The sequence below is a fragment of the Alteromonas sp. 4NH20-0056 genome (assembly GCF_057539655.1).
In genome coordinates this window covers 292,335-311,789 of sequence record NZ_BAAJLS010000005.1, presented here as the reverse complement: position 1 = coordinate 311,789, position 19,455 = coordinate 292,335, and the positions used below count along the sequence as shown (strand labels likewise).

22 protein-coding genes are annotated in these 19,455 nt (G+C 43.6%); 6 read left to right on the top strand and 16 right to left on the bottom strand.

Translation table 11 applies throughout. From position 1 onward, the window contains the following. Positions 1-16: 16 nt before the first annotated feature. The 3 genes from AC27EZ_RS11820 to AC27EZ_RS11810 are packed head-to-tail and all read left to right on the top strand — an operon-like array spanning position 17 to position 2,182. Positions 17-766, top strand: a complete 750-nt coding sequence (locus AC27EZ_RS11820) for a stress protein (protein WP_487135505.1) — start codon at positions 17-19, stop codon at positions 764-766. Continuing rightward, the gene (locus AC27EZ_RS11815; RefSeq protein ID WP_487135504.1) at positions 759-1,550 is read left to right on the top strand and encodes a glucosaminidase domain-containing protein; all 792 of its coding nucleotides are present in this window, start codon (positions 759-761) and stop codon (positions 1,548-1,550) included. The genes AC27EZ_RS11820 and AC27EZ_RS11815 overlap by 8 nt, the downstream gene beginning before the upstream one ends. Continuing rightward, positions 1,547-2,182, top strand: coding sequence for a DUF2987 domain-containing protein (locus AC27EZ_RS11810; protein WP_487135503.1), 636 nt, complete (start codon positions 1,547-1,549; stop codon positions 2,180-2,182). The genes AC27EZ_RS11815 and AC27EZ_RS11810 overlap by 4 nt, the downstream gene beginning before the upstream one ends. Here AC27EZ_RS11810 and AC27EZ_RS11805 read toward each other — a convergent pair. From AC27EZ_RS11805 to ccoN, 12 genes are all read right to left on the bottom strand, one after another. Further along, on the bottom strand, positions 2,174-3,130 hold the full coding sequence (locus AC27EZ_RS11805; RefSeq protein ID WP_487135502.1) for a patatin-like phospholipase family protein: 957 nt from the start codon (positions 3,128-3,130) through the stop codon (positions 2,174-2,176). The two genes, AC27EZ_RS11810 and AC27EZ_RS11805, sit on opposite strands and share 9 nt — an antisense overlap. After that, a complete protein-coding gene (gene ttcA, locus AC27EZ_RS11800) occupies positions 3,131-4,084 on the bottom strand; it encodes a tRNA 2-thiocytidine(32) synthetase TtcA (RefSeq protein WP_487135501.1) in 954 nt (317 codons plus the stop codon). It lies immediately after the preceding gene. Between the two features lie 125 nt (positions 4,085-4,209). After that, positions 4,210-5,136 carry a universal stress protein UspE gene (gene uspE / locus AC27EZ_RS11795; protein ID WP_487135500.1) on the bottom strand — a complete coding sequence of 309 codons (927 nt, stop codon included), beginning with the start codon at positions 5,134-5,136 and terminating at the stop codon, positions 4,210-4,212. Between the two features lie 101 nt (positions 5,137-5,237). Beyond that, complete coding sequence (gene fnr, locus AC27EZ_RS11790; RefSeq protein WP_487135499.1) at positions 5,238-5,978, bottom strand: fumarate/nitrate reduction transcriptional regulator Fnr; 741 nt, start codon at positions 5,976-5,978, stop codon at positions 5,238-5,240. Between the two features lie 51 nt (positions 5,979-6,029). After that, entirely contained in the window at positions 6,030-6,689 is a 660-nt protein-coding gene (locus AC27EZ_RS11785; RefSeq protein WP_487135498.1) for a sulfite exporter TauE/SafE family protein, read from the bottom strand. Continuing rightward, positions 6,686-6,892: a cbb3-type cytochrome oxidase assembly protein CcoS gene (gene ccoS / locus AC27EZ_RS11780; RefSeq protein ID WP_421134618.1), complete on the bottom strand. Its 207-nt coding sequence runs from the start codon at positions 6,890-6,892 to the stop codon at positions 6,686-6,688. Before ccoS ends, AC27EZ_RS11785 begins: the two co-directional genes overlap by 4 nt. 4 nt (positions 6,893-6,896) lie before the next feature. Next, on the bottom strand, positions 6,897-9,272 hold the full coding sequence (locus AC27EZ_RS11775; RefSeq protein ID WP_487135497.1) for a heavy metal translocating P-type ATPase: 2,376 nt from the start codon (positions 9,270-9,272) through the stop codon (positions 6,897-6,899). Beyond that, positions 9,272-9,751 (bottom strand): FixH family protein, encoded by a 480-nt coding sequence (locus AC27EZ_RS11770; RefSeq protein WP_487135496.1) that lies wholly within the window; start codon positions 9,749-9,751, stop codon positions 9,272-9,274. The genes AC27EZ_RS11775 and AC27EZ_RS11770 overlap by 1 nt, the downstream gene beginning before the upstream one ends. Before the next feature lie 118 nt (positions 9,752-9,869). Continuing rightward, a complete protein-coding gene (gene ccoP / locus AC27EZ_RS11765; protein ID WP_487135495.1) occupies positions 9,870-10,823 on the bottom strand; it encodes a cytochrome-c oxidase, cbb3-type subunit III in 954 nt (317 codons plus the stop codon). 16 nt (positions 10,824-10,839) lie between these two features. Next, entirely contained in the window at positions 10,840-11,001 is a 162-nt protein-coding gene (locus AC27EZ_RS11760) for a cbb3-type cytochrome oxidase subunit 3 (RefSeq protein ID WP_421134622.1), read from the bottom strand. 1 nt (position 11,002) lies between these two features. Further along, entirely contained in the window at positions 11,003-11,608 is a 606-nt protein-coding gene (ccoO, locus tag AC27EZ_RS11755) for a cytochrome-c oxidase, cbb3-type subunit II (RefSeq protein WP_487135494.1), read from the bottom strand. A gap of 15 nt (positions 11,609-11,623) precedes the next feature. Then, positions 11,624-13,057, bottom strand: coding sequence for a cytochrome-c oxidase, cbb3-type subunit I (gene ccoN / locus AC27EZ_RS11750; RefSeq protein WP_487135493.1), 1,434 nt, complete (start codon positions 13,055-13,057; stop codon positions 11,624-11,626). A 286-nt stretch (positions 13,058-13,343) separates the two neighbouring features. On the opposite strand from ccoN, the gene AC27EZ_RS11745 reads away from it, so the two are divergent. Next, positions 13,344-13,766: a hypothetical protein gene (locus AC27EZ_RS11745; protein WP_487135492.1), complete on the top strand. Its 423-nt coding sequence runs from the start codon at positions 13,344-13,346 to the stop codon at positions 13,764-13,766. A gap of 38 nt (positions 13,767-13,804) precedes the next feature. Here AC27EZ_RS11745 and bfr (AC27EZ_RS11740) read toward each other — a convergent pair whose 3' ends face one another. The 3 genes from bfr (AC27EZ_RS11740) to AC27EZ_RS11730 all read right to left on the bottom strand — a co-directional run bounded on the left by bfr (AC27EZ_RS11740) (position 13,805) and on the right by AC27EZ_RS11730 (position 16,455). Continuing rightward, entirely contained in the window at positions 13,805-14,272 is a 468-nt protein-coding gene (gene bfr / locus AC27EZ_RS11740) for a bacterioferritin (RefSeq protein WP_487135491.1), read from the bottom strand. Next, the gene (bfr, locus tag AC27EZ_RS11735) at positions 14,272-14,748 is read right to left on the bottom strand and encodes a bacterioferritin (RefSeq protein ID WP_487135490.1); all 477 of its coding nucleotides are present in this window, start codon (positions 14,746-14,748) and stop codon (positions 14,272-14,274) included. The genes bfr (AC27EZ_RS11740) and bfr (AC27EZ_RS11735) overlap by 1 nt, the downstream gene beginning before the upstream one ends. Before the next feature lie 129 nt (positions 14,749-14,877). Continuing rightward, a complete protein-coding gene (locus tag AC27EZ_RS11730) occupies positions 14,878-16,455 on the bottom strand; it encodes a cation:proton antiporter domain-containing protein (RefSeq protein WP_487135489.1) in 1,578 nt (525 codons plus the stop codon). Positions 16,456-16,718: 263 nt separating this feature from the next. Here AC27EZ_RS11730 and AC27EZ_RS11725 point away from each other — a divergent pair, with 263 nt between their 5' ends. Further along, on the top strand, positions 16,719-18,350 hold the full coding sequence (locus tag AC27EZ_RS11725; protein WP_487135488.1) for an FMN-binding glutamate synthase family protein: 1,632 nt from the start codon (positions 16,719-16,721) through the stop codon (positions 18,348-18,350). Here the strand turns inward: AC27EZ_RS11725 and AC27EZ_RS11720 are convergent. Continuing rightward, entirely contained in the window at positions 18,347-18,823 is a 477-nt protein-coding gene (locus AC27EZ_RS11720; protein ID WP_487135487.1) for a c-type cytochrome, read from the bottom strand. The two genes, AC27EZ_RS11725 and AC27EZ_RS11720, sit on opposite strands and share 4 nt — an antisense overlap. A gap of 130 nt (positions 18,824-18,953) precedes the next feature. Between AC27EZ_RS11720 and AC27EZ_RS11715 the strand changes: the two genes are divergently transcribed. Beyond that, the gene (locus tag AC27EZ_RS11715; RefSeq protein ID WP_487135486.1) at positions 18,954-19,376 is read left to right on the top strand and encodes a universal stress protein; all 423 of its coding nucleotides are present in this window, start codon (positions 18,954-18,956) and stop codon (positions 19,374-19,376) included. The last annotated feature ends 79 nt before the right edge of the window (positions 19,377-19,455 follow it).

Below are 19,455 nucleotides of genomic sequence, written 5' to 3'. Positions count from 1 at the left end.
AGTGATAGAGGAATGCGTGGAAAATAATAGTAAACGTGAAAAACCTGAAGATAGCGTCATCGCAAACACACTGTCAGGTGAGCGTGATATTGATGTGAAGTCAGTATTTATGCGCGCGAACCAATTCGTTAAAGGAAACTTTTCGACATTGTTTCAAGGTGTATTTGTCCTTTTCCTTGCGTTTGTTATGTTGGGAATAGTGACTCAGAGCTTTATCACACTTAATGACGATGGCTCATACGTGATAGAGAATCAATCTATTATTGAAATTGCGGCTGTATTTGTACTGTCACCACTTATTACAGGCTTATACATGTTGGGCGTTGCACATGCCCGTCGTGAGCCTACGAACGTATTTTCTATGTTCAGCTTCTTACCGATTATCTTCGTACTTGCACTGACCCAGCTAATCATTTCTATCGTTGTTCAACTCGGCTTGATTTTGCTTGTTGTACCTGGCGTATATGTATGGATGGCAAGTATTTTTTCATTGATGCTGGTGTCGGATAAACAGATGACGCCGATTCGCGCAATCATACTATCTTGCAAAGTATTCAACGTTTATTGGACAAAAATTTCAGCTATTTTTGCAGTTTTTGTACTGCTGTTTATTACCGCGCCTTTGACGTTCGGTTTATCGTTAGTATGGGTGCTTCCACTTTACTTTAGTGTGTTCGGCTTACTCTATAATGATCTCTTCGGGAGTGAAAATAGTTCGCCTGAGAGCAACGAGAAGTCCACGAACGAGTCTACTTTTGATGCATAAACGTGAAACGTTAAAAATAGTTTTAGTCACGCTGGGTGTATTAGCTGTCATTGTTATCAATGCACTAATATTGACCAAAGATGAGCCGGATGTACTTGATATACCTGAAACCATTCAAACGAAAAAGGGGGTACCCGATTTCACAGCATATACAGACACCAAAGCGAAGAAAAAAGCGTTCTTTGATTATTTACGCCCCGAGGTTGAGAAGCAGAATCAATACCTCCTGTCTTTGCGGCATTATGTTCAAACGCTCTATCGCCAATCTTTGACCAATCAAATGCTAAGCGAAGACGATAACGAAAGGGTGGCGTGGTTAGTAAAGGAATATCGTGTTAACGATGAACTTTCACTGAATCATACGTTGCTTGCGCTATTGGATAAAATAGATGTTGTGCCGGTTGAGTTGGTGCTAGTCCAAGCAGCAAATGAATCGGCCTGGGGAACCAGTCGGTTCGCCCGAAAAGGTTACAACTTCTTTGGATTGTGGTGTTTCTCTAAAGGCTGCGGATTTGTACCAAGCCGGCGTAATGACGGCGCATCACACGAAGTGGCTAAATTCGATAATGCCTCTCGCGCAACGTACACCTACATGCGAAACTTAAATCGTCACGATGCGTACAATGAGCTTCGAGAAATACGAAGTCGTTTACGCGCAAATCAATTACCCATTAGCGGTATCGCACTGGCTGAAGGGCTAATGAATTATTCTGAACGTGGCGCTGCTTATGTAGAAGAATTACAAGCAATGATCCAATATAACGAGGAGTTTTTGAGCGAATGATACGCAAGATTGTACTGCTATCAAGTATGTTATTTTTAAACAGCGTTGCAGCTGAAACCATTGACGTGGATTACAGTCGTTTTTATAGCCATGTAAAGAAACTTGATAATGAAGACACGCAAGCGCTTCAATTCGCTTTTGGTTTTTTACGTGTAGGTGAAGGGCGTTTGTGTGCTATAGAATCGGCCGATATCGTTACCGATAAAAAGACAATGGCATTGTCTATTACGGACGAGGGACGCTTTACTGTTCCCTTAGAACGCGCACTTAAACTTGCCGATGCCTATGTCAAAATTTCGTTAGAAGAACGTGCAAACGTTTGCGATATGTCTGTTCAGCTAGAAACGCAGCCCTCCTATTTGAAAGCCTCTTATACAAACGAGGACCTTCAATTTTTATATGAGCAATACGAAGCATTCTTTAACGAAATGGGAAGCTTTTTATCGTTTATGATGCCTTCAGTCACAGGCTTGATGATTCAGTTTGAAGATAAAGACCTCGACTATCGTACCAAAGAAGGTTTATCCATAGTTAAGGGCGTTCTGCGCATTGAAGAGAGCTGGCTAAAGAAAGGGGAAACCTTAACATTACCCCACGCTCCACTTCGAATTACTGCAATTGCTTCAAGTTAATAACTGATAACGAATTTGCTCTGCTAATCGGTTAATGGTTTCTTCACCTTTTATGCAGAGCTCTTCCGCTCGATGAAATTCCATAATACCGACATCGGTTAACTGAGGCTCAATCAAGATATCCGGAGGATCGCCGGCAAGCCTCGACCGTGTGACGCGAGCCTGCAGAATCTCTAATGAGCTACTCATCACGCTCATTATTCCGGGCGGATTACTTTTTATTGGTTTAGTAACTACTTCGGTGGCGGTATCTACCAGTTCAGTACTTTCTGATTCTTCACCTTCTGCTTTATTATCTGGTGAAAACCATTGACGCAATACGTTCTGGCTTTTGGTAAAGAAGTCTTCTGTTTTACGCTGGTTTTCTTCATGATCTTGGCGCAACTTTTCTAAACGCAGCGGTCGAAAATCGGCATTGAGATTAACCGCAATAACAAAATCGGCACCTAACTGACGGCATAAATTTACGGGTACGGGATTAACCACTGCGCCGTCTACAAGCCAGCGATTTTCGTATGCGACAGGAGTGAAAAGGGCAGGGATAGCGCAAGAGGCTTGTATAGTATTGCCTACTTCACCAGCATTAAAGATGACTTCACGACCAGTATAGAGATCGGTAGCCACCGACGCGAAAGGCTTTTCCATTTCTTCATAGGTCGGAGCACAGAACTCGTTTGCCAGTTTATCAAATACTTTTTGACCACTCGCAAGACCACCTCTTCGAAGACCTACGCCCATCAGCGCTAACACTTGCCACTCTGACAGCGAACAAGACCATTCTTTCAACCCTTCAAGCTTGCCGCTTGCATAAGCCGCGCCTACATAAGCACCAATAGAACAGCCAGCAACAACGTCTATCTTAATCCCAAGCTTTTCTAATGCTTGAATAATACCAATGTGTGTCCATCCCCGTGCTGCTCCAGCACCAAGTGCGAGGCCTATTTTCATTTATTTAGGTTCCATTATATTTACTACTTGAATACTGTCGCTATCAACATCGCTGTCGTCGACTGGCGTGTGGTTAAAAGAGGGAGCGTCAAAGCCAATATCGCCATCTTCTACCGGGCCGTTTTGTGTTGTTATTGCGGAAAAATCATGTAAGTTTTTATCCACCAAGTGAGATGGTGCAACATTTTGGAGGGCGGTAAACATCGACTCTATTCGACCAGGAAAACGTTTATTCCAATCTTGTAACATGTTTTTGATATTTTGACGCTGCAAATTTTCTTGTGAGCCGCACAGGTTGCACGGAATAATAGGGAATTCCGCTATTTGGGAATATTTTGCAATGTCATTTTCAGTACAGTAAGCGAGGGGGCGAATAACAATATGCTCACCGTTGTCACTAACCAATTTAGGTGGCATTGATTTCAATTTACCACCATGAAACATATTCAAAAAGAACGTTTCCAACATGTCGTCTCGGTGATGACCGAGCGCGATTTTAGTTGCACCAAGTTCTTTTGCAGTGCGGTATAAGATACCGCGACGCAGTCTCGAACACAGTGAGCAGGTTGTTTTTCCCTCAGGAATTTTGTCTTTAACGATAGAATAAGTATCTTCTTCGACTATCTTGTATTCAACACCAATGGTGTCTAAATACTCAGGAAGAATATGTTCGGGAAAGCCTGGCTGTTTCTGATCGAGGTTAACCGCAATAATATCAAAATGAATAGGCGCAATTTTCTTTAAATACATAAGGATATCGAGCATGGTGTAGCTGTCTTTTCCCCCTGACAGGCACACCATTACTTTATCGTTATTCTCAATCATTCCAAAATCGCTAACGGCCTTGCCTACATTGCGGCGAAGACGCTTTTGGAGTTTATTGAAACTGTATTTTTGTTTGCTCTTTGCCGAAGGCGTTGTGGCAAGCCCCGCACGTTCTGCGCTTAGATTCATAGTGGTTAAAACTGCTTAATTCAAAACGCCACATTATACAGCAATTATAGCTACAACAAAGCGTGAAGAAATTAACGAGGGGCATAATATGATGTTGTTACAACGGCGCTGTTATTCAACCCATATTACCCCTTCGCGAGAGGGCTAACAAACCCTTCCGGTTTAACGGCGAGTACGTCGCACTGCAGTTTGTCGATAACATGCTCTGCCGTATTGCCAATCAAAGCGGCTGAGAAACCCGTTCTTCCAACCGTACCGATGATCACAAGTTCAGCGTCTTTCTCTTTTGCCAGCTGCGGTATGACTTTTTCTGGCACCCCTTCTTTCACAAAACAACGGGATTCATGAATGCCGTATTTAGTGGCATGTTTTATCATTTCCTCCTGATGATGGTTTTTAACTGCATCGTAGTACTGTTCGGGGTCAAACTCGGGGACTTCTATTGCAATGTTAAGCGGCGTGGACGGAAAGCTATTCACTAAGTTAACGTTACCGCTCAATAATCTCGCGTAATCACCAGCGATGACGGTGATCTTTTCATTTAATTGCGCGTGTTCTTCATCTTCGGTCCCAACATTAATGGCCGCGATTATTTCACCATCCTCCGGCCAATCGTGATCTTTGACAAGTAATACCGGGCACGGGCTTTTTCTTAAGAGGTGCCAATCAGTAGGAGTGAATATAACAGAGACGAGATCGTCATGTTTCTTAGTAGCTTTCACCACTAAATCGATGTTGTTGTCGATAGTGTAATGAATAATGGATTCGTACGAACGGTTACACCATTCAACCACGATATCAACATTAGCGATATTGAGATTCTTAAGGCTATCGGAAAACCATTTGGCGTGATCTGCAGTGACAGCATCGCGCATGGCCTCGCGTTCTTCGGGGCTAAGCATCGTTGTCATGTCATACGACAGGTCGTAAACCACGAGCAAGGCAGTTACTGTTGCCCCGGTTTTTTCTGAAAGTTCTAAAGCACGCTGGAGGGCGGGGTGATCTTCACGTTCTAAGTCGATAACGGCTAGTATGTGCTTGTACTCAATCATAAATTCTCCCACTAGAGCAGTTGGAACATTACTATGATTTAAGTGTAATAGGTATTTCTTAAAATGTTACTTGTTTCAGATCAAGGGACGTTTAATTCTCATTATCCGTTGCACACGATACTTGGGCCGCTCAACACACTTAAGCGGCTATTGATTGAATCGAAGTCGAGAATGCTGATAAGTCTACCATCGACTTTAATTAACCCTTCTTTTTGAAAACGGCTGAGTAAACGGCTAATGGTTTCTATGGTGAGGCCTAGATAGTTACCTATCTCGTTTCTTGTCATAGTGAGGTGAAACTCTCTATGAGAGAAACCGCGTTCTTCAAAACGCTGCGACAAATGATTAATGAAGTAAAGTAAGCGCTCTTCGGCAGTGCGTTTGTTCAACAACATTATCATGTCATGGTCTTGCTTAATTTCAGCACTCATAAAACTCATGATCTGTTGACGTAATTTAGGAAATTGCATCGACATTTCATCAAGTGTCTCATAAGGAAGCTCGCACACCATTGCGGTTTCTAACGCTTGGGTGTAGCTGGGGTGGCGGTTTTCTCTAAGTGCATCAAAACCAATGATGTCACCAGGGAAATGAAAACCAATGACCTGTTCTTCGCCATCTTGATTTGTGACAAAAGATTTAAAGGAGCCCGTTCTAACAGCAAATAATGAAACAAACTTGTCACCAGAATTTATCAGCGCATCGCCTTTATGTAGCGGCTTTTTACGTTCGATAATATCATCGAGAGACTCAATCTCTGTTTTGTTTAACGCAACCGGTAAACATAAATGACTAAAGCTACAATTTTGACAATGTATTGAAAATTGGCTTCCTTGGCTCATAGTTTGCTCCGAATATTACATTCATCTTTTTTTGTGATGTTACTACTTTCGTTAAAAGATTGCTCGATAAATTAATAAAATCGCATACATCAATAACACACACGCAATAAGTTGGCGTGTTACGGCGTGTTTAAACCCACGTACCAGATAATCAACACTATAACTCGCAGCAATCAGTGTTGGTAAGGTTCCAAGCCCAAAAAACAACATAATCAGCGCGCCATCGAGAGGGCCGGATGATGCGAGAGACCATGTAAGTGTTGAATAAACCAACCCACATGGCAGCCAACCCCAGATGAATCCGTAGGGAAGGGCGTGTAGTGGTGTAGCAAAAGGAATAAAGCGTTTAGAATAAGGTTGAATGCGTTTGAATATACCTTGTCCTATCGACTCTAGCGCAGTAAGACCTTTGTACCAATTGCCTAAATACAACGCTAACATAATGAGCATGACGCCACTGAGTACCGAAAGTATGGTTGGTGCGTGGGGAAATGAGCGGGTTAACATACTACCAATTGCGCCGGTTAACGCGCCAGCGATGGTATAACTTATAATTCGGCCCGTATTGTACATAAGCGTAAACGGCAGTGGCGAAGCGTGTGAAGGACTTCCCATACGAAGTGCAACAACAATGCCGCCGCACATCCCGACGCAATGAACACCTCCAGCGAGACCGATAAGGAACGCAGAAAGGAGATTAAAATCTGTCATTGTTGCTCGCTATCTTGTTGAATTTTTTTCCGTTGTTCAGCCAACTTCTTTTCTTCAGGTGGAAGGTCATCGTCAAACAGAATACTGTAGCCTTGTCGGTCTAAGTCTTCAAATTGATTTGATTTTACCGCCCAAAAAAAGATAACAATGGCCAGTGCAACGATGATGATGGCAACCGGAATTAGTACATAAATAATGCTCATGCTGTTATCTCAATAAACGGGTTGAATTAGTCACAACAATTATACTGCTTAGCGACATGCCGACCACCGCCATCCACGGCGACAATAAGCCAGAAACCGCGAACGGAAGAATAATTAGGTTATAGCCAATGGACCACGCAATATTTTGACGTATTTTAACTTTAACACGCTGGGCAACATCCATTAGCAAAGGAACTGACAATAAGCTATCACCCAGCAAAATAACGTCCGCAGCGGTTCTGGCAACATCGGTCGCGTTTCCAACCGCTACGGCAACATCTGCACTGGCCAGTACGGGCGCGTCGTTAATTCCATCGCCCATCATCAGCACGCGTCGTCCATCAGCTTGAAGCTGTTTAACACGTTCGTATTTTCCCGCTGGTGAAAGTCCGCCTTGGGCGATAGACACCGGCAGGTTTGCAGTTAATGCGTCTACGTTACTTTGGGTATCACCACTTAATACGATGAGGTCATTCTTTTTAAGTAAATTGAGCGTGTCAGCTGCGTCTTTTCGCAGTGAGTCGCTAACGAGGAAGGCGGCAATTAATGTATCGCCCGCGCACAAAAATACATTGGCATTAAAAGGGATATGATCGAGGGCGGGGAAGCCGCAGAACGACGCCGTTCCCATAGTAAACTCGGTATTGTTGATGCGCCCAGTAATACCATTACCCGGTGAGACGGCGAATGCCTCTACTGAAAACGCAACTTCACCGTCAAACGCCTTAGCGATAGGGTGCTCAGAGCGAGACTCTAGCGCAGTAGCAAGCTTAATTACTTCGGTTTCATCAACCCCTGTCGCTATCCAGCGTTTGCTTATAGTAAATTTACCTTCGGTTAATGTACCGGTCTTATCTAAGCAAATTGTATTAATGTAGGTAAGCTGCTCTAGCGCATCTGCACGTTTTAACAATACCCCTTGCTTGTTGAGTTTTGCCATTGCACAAGTTAGGGCAGATGGCGTTGCTAAGCCAAGGGCGCAAGGGCAGGTTGCAACAAGCACAGAAATAGTAATCCAAAATGCTTGGTCGCTGCCAACGGCATACCAATAGCCATAGGTGGTAAGTGAAATTAATAATACTGCTGCAACGAAATAACGAGAGAAATTGTCAGCCAGTTGTGCGGCCTTTGGCTTTGATGCCATAGCACTTGCTTGCAGGCGAACAATTTGATTGACCAGCGCATGTTTAAGGGTTTGAGTTACCCGTACGGTCAATACACCGTCTTGGTTGATCGTACCGCCATAGACGTGGCTATCTGTAAATTTATGAATGGGCTCAAATTCGCCAGTCAACATAGACTCGTCAACCGATGCGTTTCCTTCAATCACCGTACCATCAATGGGTATGGTTTCCCCCGCCTTTATTAGCACGATATCGCCAACTGAGAGCTGTTTCGCTAAGCATTGATGGACCTTTCCATCAGCACTAAGCTGTGTTGCCGACACTGGAATGTATTGTGTCATATTTGCAGAAATTTGAGAGGCACGGTGCCGGCTCCTGTGCTCTAGGAAACGACTAAGCAGCAAGAGAAAGATAAACATGCATATCGATTCAAAATACACTTCACCTTGCTCAAGGATCGTAGAACGCAGCCCAGCGAAATATGTACCGAAAATAGCAATGGTAACGGGTACGTCCATATTGACGGTTCGAGCGCTTATCGCTTTTACCGCACCTAAATAAAAGGTGCTGCCGGAATACAACACAACAGGCGTGGTTAGTGTGAGCGCAATCCAATAAAAATATTGCTTGGTTTCATGCTCAATGGCACCGAACCAGTCAAAGTACAAACCGGCCATAAGCATCATGACCTGCATCGTCATCAATCCGGCGAGGCCTAGTTTCTTCAGAAAGGTTTTTTGTTCGCGTTTATAGCTGGCTTCGTGTTCGTCATATTGAAACGGAGACCCGTTATATCCAATACGCTTCAAAGACGCTAAAATCTGACTTAGCTTTATATCGTCGGGGGACCACGTGACAAGTGCTCTACGCTCCTGCACATTAACCGCTACCTGTTTTATACCCACCACTTTACTGAGTTGTTTTTCTATCAACCACCCGCACGCGGCGCACGTAATACCCTCTAACGTTAACTGAATTTGCTTATGTTTCCCCTCATCAAAAACAAACTCTTCCTGTAACGCAGGTTCATCAAAAACGGCTAAGGTATCGAGCTGCGACAGAATAGCATCATCGGATTTTTTTGCAGGCTCGGTACGAAACTGGTAATAATCCTCAAGGCCGTTATCCACGATCGCTTGCGAAACAGCTTGGCAACCGGGACAGCATAGGCTTCTTACTTGACCGAGAATGACCGTTTCGTAATGGTGGGTGCGGTCGTTCGGAAGACCGCAGTGATAACATGTGGTTTCAGTCATTACGGATTAAATGTGAACACACCAGAGTAGGGAAGCTGGACAATATTTTGGATTTTCCAGCTTTCGTCGATAGGCGTTAGCGATATACGCCATTTACCGCTCAAATCTTCTTCAATAAAACCACGGTATTTGCCACTCGCATCACGTGTCAGCAATACATCCACATCTCGATCTTCAAGTGTGACATGGTAAAAGGCCAGCTTTACGGCATTACCGTCTTGCGGGATACCAGAGTGAAAGGTTAGCGTAATGCTGCCTTTATCTATCATAAGGTCGGTCGTGATATTTTTCTTTTTGGCAGCAGCAACCTTATCAAGGTTAGCATTTATCGCTTTTCCTTCTTTGTAATAATCGTCGACAACAAGGCTGTCTTCTGTAGACACGGCTAAATGAAGAAGTACGCCGCCCATAATAAGTGTGATAACCGGTACCGCAATAAGAAACCACGGCCAAAACTGTTTATACCAAGGTGTATTCATGAACTACTCATATTCGCTAAAAAGAAGAGGAGACAGGTAAAGTGTCTACGTGTTTATTTTCTCATAAAAAAAGCCCCGTGGTAACGAGGCTTTTTGTGATATTTAATGAATTAAATCATTAATCATTTGAAAGGCTGTAAACATAGGCTGCAACTACGTGTATTTTATCATCACCCAACGTTTTCTTGAATGACGGCATTACACCATTACGACCGTATGTAAGCGTTTCTGTTACTGCGCGGTGGCTTCCGCCGTATAACCAGATGTTGTCGGTAAGGTTCGGTGCACCAAGCATTTGGTTTCCTTTCCCGTCCATGCCGTGACATGCTGCGCATGCCGCGAAGCGTGCTTTACCGGCCTCAGCTTTCTGAGGATCGACATCTCTTCCGCTTAGGCTCAACGCATAGTTAACGACTTCATCGATTCCGTCTTCGCCCATCGCATCTAACCAAGCTGGCATTGCTGCTTTACGACCTAACGTTAAGGTTTCAACAATCTTGGCACCTGAACCACCGTACAACCAATCGTTGTCAGTAAGGTTAGGGAAGCCGCCATTTTGACCACGTGCATCAGAACCGTGACACTGAGAGCAATTTTGTAGGAACAAACGTTGTCCCACTTTATTCGCTTCCGGGTCTTTGGCTAACTCTTCAACGGGTACCATCGCATACGCTTCAAAGATCGGGTCAAACTGTGTAGCTGCAAAGTCGAGCTCACGATCATACTCGACCAATTTACCTTGCTCTTTTGCGTCAATACGAGCTTGAAGCGACTCTTCAAGCGATTGCACATTTTGGTTAGAGCTTCTCCAGCCCAATAGGCCTTCGTACGCACCCAAGCCTGGGTAAAGCGCAAGATAAATAAAACCCCAAACGATGGTCATGTAGAACATGATTGTCCACCAACGAGGAAGCTGATTATTTAGCTCCTCGATGCCATCGAACTCGTGGCCCATCGACTCACCTTCTGGAACACCCGTCTGGTTGGATAAACACCAGCGCAGAAGGAAGTAGCAACCAATGATCAACCCAAGGGTTATCACTGAAATCCAAATTGTCCAAAACATACTCATGAGTTCAAGACTCCTGCTAATCTTCTTTTGATTTTTCTTTTTCTTCGTCTGCAAACGGTAAGTTTGCGGCTTCATCGAACTTTTGTTTGTTGCGGCTGCTAAATGCCCACCAAACAACGCCGATGAAGCTAACAAAGACGATGACAGTAAAAATGCTGCCTACAATTCCTTGATCCATATTATTTCAAATGTGTGCCAAGAGATTGTAAGTAAGCAATAAGGGCTTGCATCTCTGATTTACCCTGTACTGCCGCTTTTGCACCCGCAATATCTTCGTCAGTATACGGAACGCCGAACCCACGAAATACTTCCATCTTCTCAGCAGTTAATGCGCCATCAAGCGTATTTTCTGCCAACCATGGGAAACCAGGCATGTTAGATTCAGGAACAACGTTACGCGGATTAAGAAGGTGAACACGATGCCACTCATCACTGTAACGACCACCAACACGTGCTAGATCTGGACCGGTACGCTTAGAGCCCCAAAGGAAAGGGTGCTCCCATACCGACTCACCAGCAACACTGTAGTGACCATAACGTTCAGTCTCAGCACGGAAAGGGCGAATCATTTGACTGTGACAGCCAACACACCCTTCACGGATATAAATATCGCGACCTTCTAGCTCAAGCGCAGTATAAGGACGAAGGCCAGTTACGGGCTCCATCGTCTGCTGCTGGAACATTAGCGGTGTAATTTGGACCATCGCACCAAAGCTGATGGCCACAAGGATAAGAACAGTAAGTAAACCAACGTTCTTTTCAATTAACTCATGTGGATTTTTCATTTTCGGTCTCCTCAATTACGCCGGCTGTGTCGCTGGGTCTGCAGCGATACTGCCTTTAGGGGCACGAACGGTTTTCCATGTGTTGTAAGCCATGATAAGCATACCGGCAACAACGAAACAACCACCAATGAAACGAACCACATAGAAAGGTTTAGACGCCTCAAGCGACTCAACGAAACTATACGTTAATGTACCGTCAGCATTCACTGCACGCCACATTAGCCCTTGAAGAACACCTGACATCCACATTGCTACGATGTAAAGTACAACGCCGATAGTGGCAAACCAGAAATGAACGTTTACAAGCTTAGTGCTGTACATTGCGCGCTGACCAAACAGAATAGGGATCAAGTGATAAATCGAACCAATCGATACCATAGCAACCCAACCTAGTGCGCCAGAGTGAACGTGTCCAATTGTCCAATCAGTGTAATGCGAAAGTGCATTAACTGTTTTAATCGCCATCATCGGGCCTTCAAAGGTAGACATACCGTAGAAAGACAATGAAACGATAAGGAAACGTAATACAGGGTCGGTACGAAGTTTATGCCATGCACCAGAAAGTGTCATGATACCGTTTATCATTCCGCCCCATGATGGAACGAATAAGATAATAGACATCACCATACCTAGTGACTGCGTCCAATCTGGCAGAGCAGTGTAGTGTAGATGGTGAGGACCAGCCCAGATGTATAGAGAGATAAGTGCCCAGAAGTGGACAATCGACAGTCTATAAGAGTAAACAGGGCGTCCCGCTTGCTTCGGTACGAAGTAATACATCATACCTAAGAAACCAGCAGTCAGGAAGAAACCAACTGCATTGTGCCCGTACCACCATTGCATCATGGCGTCTACTGCACCGGCATACAACGAGTAAGACTTAGTGAAAGACACTGGAATAGCCATGCTGTTACCGATGTGAAGAACCGCTACGGTAAGCATAAACGCACCCAAGAACCAGTTCGCAACATAGATATGCGATACCTTACGGATTACGAGTGTTCCAAAGAAGTTAATAATGTACGCAATCCAGACTAACGCAATCAAAATGTCGATTGGCCATTCTAATTCAGCATATTCTTTAGAGCTTGAAAGTCCAAGTGGCAGGGTAATTACTGCTAAAACGATCACTGCCTGCCAACCCCAAAAGGTAAAAGCAGCTAGCTTGTCACTGAACAGTCTAACCTGGCAGGTACGCTGGACGATATAGTACGACGTTGCAAACAACGCACAACCACCAAACGCAAATATAACAGCGTTAGTGTGAAGGGGTCGCAAACGCGAAAAGGTTAGCCATGGTGTGTCAAAGTTGAGCATAGGTGCAAATAATTGCGCGGCAATAAATACCCCTAGACCCATACCAATGATACCCCAGACTATGGTCATGATGGTAAATTGCCTAACTACTTTATAATTGTAATCAGGTTGTGCTTGGCTTATTTCACTCATTTTAATGAATCTTCCACTTCAAATGAACTATGGACTCCAACTGCAGATATAGTTAGCCGAAAACGTTTATAAATTAAGTAATAACGCTTCACACCAAGCCTGGAAAAAGTAATAATTGTTGTCTCCAAGCCAGTTGGTACGCGGATGATAAGGTTTTTAATTACAAAAAGATACCATAAACTACCAGACCTTGATCTCTATCAATGAAGAATTTCATAAAATTTAAGAAATGCTAAAAAACGCTTACAAAAAAAGATCACTACATTTACATTCATGGCTCGGCCCTGTGTGTATCTTGCTTGTTGCTATTGCTGTATACACTGCACATCGCTATCAAAGCGCAGTGAACACAACGCAAGGTGATGCTAATGAAATAGGCAACAGATGCACGTTTGTCAATGGGCGGTGCGAACTCTTAATAGTAGGAGAGCGTGCTGTCGCCATTTTTTCTGACCCCGTAGAAACAGAAACCTCCATTACTTTGACCCTTTCTTTATCCTCAAACATCACCCTGGAAAGCGCGTGGATTGAAGGGGTTAATATGTACATGGGGAAGGTACCTGTTTTACTTGAGAAAGATTCAACAGGTGTATGGACAGGGTGGTTTATGTTGGGAAGTTGCAGCGAACCTACTATGAGGTGGCAATTGCGATTGAACATAAAGGAACAGGCAGCACCAAGCTACCTGTACTTTTCAACGCAGCGCTAATATTTTTCTTAACGATGAAAACTTAATTTTAACTAAGGCTACATTTGAGATTGTAGGTAATTCGGTAGACCTAGCATTTTAATCAAACGTAACTGCTGTTCTAGCCAGTGCGCGTGGTCCATTTCAGTGTCATCAAGCAGAACAATCAACATATCACGTGTAACGTAATCGTTTTCTTGCTCGCACAGCGCTATAACTTCTTTAAGCTTTGCATCTACTTCATATTCTACGCGAAGGTCGCTTTCCAGCATTTCTGGTACATCTTTTCCGACCATAAAGCCTGTGCGCTTTGTCATGTCGGGCGTGCCTTCTAAAAATAGCATGCGCTCTATCAATTTTGTCGCATGGCCGCGCTCGTCATCAAACTCATGATCTATACGTTCAAATAACTTTTGTAAGCCCCAGTCAGCGTACATTTGAGAATGAATGAAATATTGGTCCATCGCGGCCAACTCATATGAAAGCAAGTCGTTCAGCCCACCAATAATTAGTTTATTGCCTTTCATTATTCCTCTCCCGATATTTGCACTTGAAGGTAATTTTCTAACCCCATAGCGTCGATTTGGTATTCTTGCGTTTCAATCCAGTCAAGGTGCTCTTCTTCATATTCAAGAATATCTTCTAATAGATCGCGCGACACATAGTCCTGTTTTTCTTCGCATAACTTGATAGCGTCTTTTAGAAGCGGTAGCTGCTCTTTCTGAAAGCGTGCGTCGCAACCCAACATCTCGGCTGTATCTTCGCCTATATACAACTTACCAAGCGCCTGTAGATTAGGCAGACCTTCAAGAAATAAAATACGTTCAATCAAGTCATCTGCTTGTTTCATGTCTTTGATTGATTTCTTATAATTTTTTTCATTGAGGACACTTAGTCCCCAATTTTTAAACATGCGAGCATGCAGAAAGTACTGATTTATCGACGTTAATTCCGCTGTTAGTACTTCATTGAGCTTAGCAACAACGTGTTTATCACCCTGCATTTTGGCGACTCCTTTACTTTAATTGCTTCGGAGTATAGTTCACAAAACAATATATGTCAAAATATCTATTAAAAACAATGATTTAGTAATGACAATGGTTCTCATTACATCCTTTATTTGTATTTGTTCCTAGCGTTCATTCTGTGTTTGCGCGTACGCTAAGCTTTCCTCAGCAAACCCCAGGCCGGCTTCGGTGAAAAAGTTGAAGACTTTATCAATACCATGGTCACGTAAATACTGGACTTCATCTTCGTAGCGGGCAATGGCTGCAACGTTACCGGTATACCCCGCGTTTTTGAGCTGGCGAGTAATATTTATCGCGTCTTGTATTGAAGGGAGAGCTAACAGCACTAACTGAACATTCTTGATATCGAGGTTATCCCACAAATCTACATCTTCACCATCACCACAAATAACATTATGTCCGTTTTCGGTCATTCTTTTTATTTTTACTCTGTCTGCATCCATTCCCCACACATTAACGTCGGAAAGTTTTGAGAGCGCCTTGAATGCACCTTTACCCACACGACCCATACCGATAACAAGAAACTCCGCTTTATGTAGCGTAGGGTAAATATCTTCTTTAAGTCGCGTATCCCGCTCGTATCGCTTAATCGTTTCTTTAAAGCGATGGTATTGCGAATGGGATGTTCGATAAAGAATGCTGGTAACAACAAACGAAATTGAAACGGCGAGGGCAATGACGACCAACCAATTGTTATCAAGCATGCCTAACGATACGGCAAGGGCAGCAACAATAAGGCCAAACTCACTGTAATTCGACAGCACTAAACTACTTAAATACGACGTACGTCCGCGCAATCTTAACGAAGTAAAGAGCCTGAAAAATAACAGCGCCTTGATGGGTAATAAACCGCAGATAAGCAGCGCCATCAGTATCATATTCATATCAGGTAACGCCGTTAACCCTATTGATAAGAAAAAGCCTATGAGGAACAGATCTTTAAAACTCAACAGTGATTTTGCAAGCTCTGTCGATTTCTCATGCTGTGCTAACATTATCCCAAAAATAAGCGCGCCTAAATCGCCTTTGATATTTACCAGTTCGAAAAGGTGATAGCCGCCTAGCGCAAGAATAAAACCGGTTAGCGGCAACAATTCACCATGCCCTGAGTTATTGATAATTTTTCGTATCAACGGCAACGCAGGGAATAAAGCGAGAAGGGCGAGTGCCCATACGGATGGAAGCTTACCAGTTGCGACGACCAAGAACACCACCGCAAATACATCTTGCATTACAAGAATACCAATCGCTAGCCGACCATGTCGGGTTTTGCTTTCACCACTTTCCTCTAAGACCTTAACCACACACACAGTACTACTAAAACTAAGTGCAAACGCAATAAGTGCGGCGCTTTGCATCGACAAGCCACCCACGAGAAAGCTGGCAACTGAGGCTATCGTGAACATCACAACACCGGTAACACCTACCCACAATAAGGTATGGGTTACACTGCCTGCCCACACCTCGCGTTTTTTCAAATCGCTCACATTCAGCTTTAGGCCAATAGTGAACAACATAATAGTGATACCAAGGTTAGCAATGCTGGTTAAATCATCTGTAAGACTGTAGCCAGCAAAATTCAATAGAAAACCCGCTATCAAGTAACCTACAAGCGGCGGTATGCCTACTTGCTTTACCGCAAGCCCACATGTGAAGGCGAAGAGAAGGAATACGTACTCCATGAAATACCTTTCGTAAAAACGGTCAAAAGCTTTTCTGCGTTGCTAAGCCACGCTAAAAAATATAAGTTAAACCAATAGTACATTCTCTTTCATCTGCATGCTAATCAAACTACAAGAGCGCCCTGATTTTGCACATATTACTACACTTAAGGTTACGCGTAACTCATAGGTGTTAGTAATTGCATATAAAACAGATTGTTATAACAAAAACTAATTACAGTAAATGAGATCATAAATTCATATTCTCATTAAAAGGAGTTGTCATGCGTGCTGGAATACTCGGTGTACTGTGCATCCTCGTTCTAATAAATGTTATTGCAGGCTATTTTTGGCAACCTGTATGGTGGTTTCTTTTACTCTCGGGTTTACTATTAATCGTCGCAGTTTATGACGCGTCACAAAAGCAACACGCCATATTAAGAAACTTTCCATTAATTGGTCGTGTTAGATGGACTGTAGAAGCAATGAGACCTTACCTTCAACAGTATGTGTTGGAGTCGGATACTGGTGGCGCACCGATTTCTCGAATGTTCCGTTCAATCGTGTATCAACGGGCTAAAGATAGTAGAGAGACGGTTCCTTTTGGTACGCAATTAAATACCTATGAAGATGGTTACGAGTGGATTGGTCATTCACTGTCGGCTCGTGAAGTTCAGGACATGGAACAAAACCCCAAAATAATGGTAGGCGGGCCACACTGTACAAAACCTTATGAAGCAAGTGTGCTTAACATCAGTGCGATGAGTTTTGGTAGCTTATCAAAAAACGCAATATTGGCATTAAACAAAGGCGCACAAAAAGGCGGGTTCTACCATAATACGGGCGAGGGCGGACTGACACCGTATCATCTTGAACATGGTGGTGACGTGGTGTGGCAGATAGGCACAGGCTATTTTGGCTGCCGAACTAAAGACGGCAAGTTCGACGAGGCAACGTTTGCAGAAAAAGCCAGATTACCTCAAGTAAAAATGATAGAGATTAAACTAAGCCAGGGCGCCAAGCCTGGTCATGGCGGTATACTACCGGCTTATAAAAATACGCCTGAAATTGCAAAAATCAGAGGAGTGGAGCCCGGTACGCAGGTTGATTCTCCCCCAAGGCACAGCACATTTTCTACCCCAAAGGGGTTGATTTCATTTATTGAAACGTTACGAACCTTGAGTGAGGGAAAACCAATAGGCATCAAGCTTGCGCTCGGCAGAAAAAGTGAATTTGTCGCGATGTGTTTGGCCATGCACGAAACCAACGTTACACCCGACTTTATTACCATTGACGGTGGTGAAGGGGGAACCGGTGCTGCACCTTTAGAATACACGAACTCAATCGGGTTTCCTTTAAGAGAAGGTTTGGCGTTTGTCGATGATTGTCTGACTGGGTTTGACCTTAGAGACAAAGTGAAAATTATCGCGTCAGGTAAGATAATATCCGCATTTCAACTTGCTAAAAACTTAAGTTTAGGTGCTGATATCTGCAATAGCGCTAGAGGAATGATGCTAGCTTTAGGGTGTGTACAGTCACTGTCTTGCAATACAAACCGATGCCCGACAGGGGTCGCAACACAAGATCCTAAATTGGCTAAGGGTGTCGACGTTGCCGATAAATCAGAACGCGTGTATCGCTTTCATAAAAAAACGGTACATGCGCTAATGGATATCCTTTCCTCAACTGGGCACGCGTCGACCTTTGAATTAAATCGAACACACATTTTTAGACGTGTAAATCAGGCGCACATCATGCGTTATGACGAGGTGTTTCCACTGGTAAAAACAGGGAGCTTTTTGACTAACAACATTCCTGAAGCTTTTAAACTTCATATAGAAGAAGCAAATTCAGATAGCTTTATGCCATGCAGCCAATTGGCGAATATTGAAAAAGAAACCAAATCGGTCTCTTAGTTTTCGTTATCGCCGGGCACTCTTAACTGATACAAACGATATTCTGACGTTCTATAAGGAACCAGTTTGTAGTTACTTTGAAGGTAAGCGACGAGGTCAATAAGTTCAGTAACGCTTAGCTCGTCGTTTACATTCCTCATCAGAGACTGGCCATTTTTGCTAGTTACGCTTGCAGGTTGTCGACCAGAAATTTTATGAGATGGGTTGATAACACTCGTCACTAGCTCACCGTAGGTTTTAATTCGAGGACTACTGCCGCCAATAGGAATAGGTCTGGCGGTTATATATCGGTGCTCGTCTCCAACGTCAATATCAGCGATGCTGTGGCAATCAACACACCGATAGTTCACGAAAACTTGTTTACCATTTTCTATATTTCCCTCAGGTAAACTGAACCCGCGAGGCGAGTTGGCGCCCAAATCACATCCCACTAGCGCAGTAAGTGAAGCCATTAATAAGATGCTTCTTATCATAAATACTCCTCAGTTTATAAAACACACCTTAAGATTATGGATGTTTTTGTACTCGTTGGGTTGATTTAGGTCAATTAGGATAAATAACGTTCGCACTATACTTACTATGAAAGCATTAAGGAGTGCAGCCATGCAAAATTATAATACCGTGTTAGTCCCTGTTGACGTGTACTCAGATTATACACAAGTAGTAGAGCGCGCTATCGCCGTCTCGGGTAGTAGCCATAAAGTACATTTACTCTATGTTGCTTATCCACAAACTACGATGGAGCCATACGGTTTCTTTTTGGAGCGCGACTTTTCAGACGATGTGCGAGAGTCTGCAATGCGCACGCTGAAAGACATAGCATCCACACACGATATCCCGTACTCACACGTGAATGTTGAAATCGGCTCACCAGCAGATGAAATTCACCACATGGCTGAAAAGTTAAATGCGGATTTGATTGTTATTGGAACACATGGGCAAAGTGGATTGAGGTTACTGTTAGGTTCAACCGCAAATGCGGTGTTACACGGAGTAAAAACCGATGTGCTTGCCGTAAAGGTATAATGCTACCGTAACACGATAGGGCGGCCGCATGGCTGCCACTTTCAAGGCTGTTTAAAGACTGTGCTGATATCTGTAATGA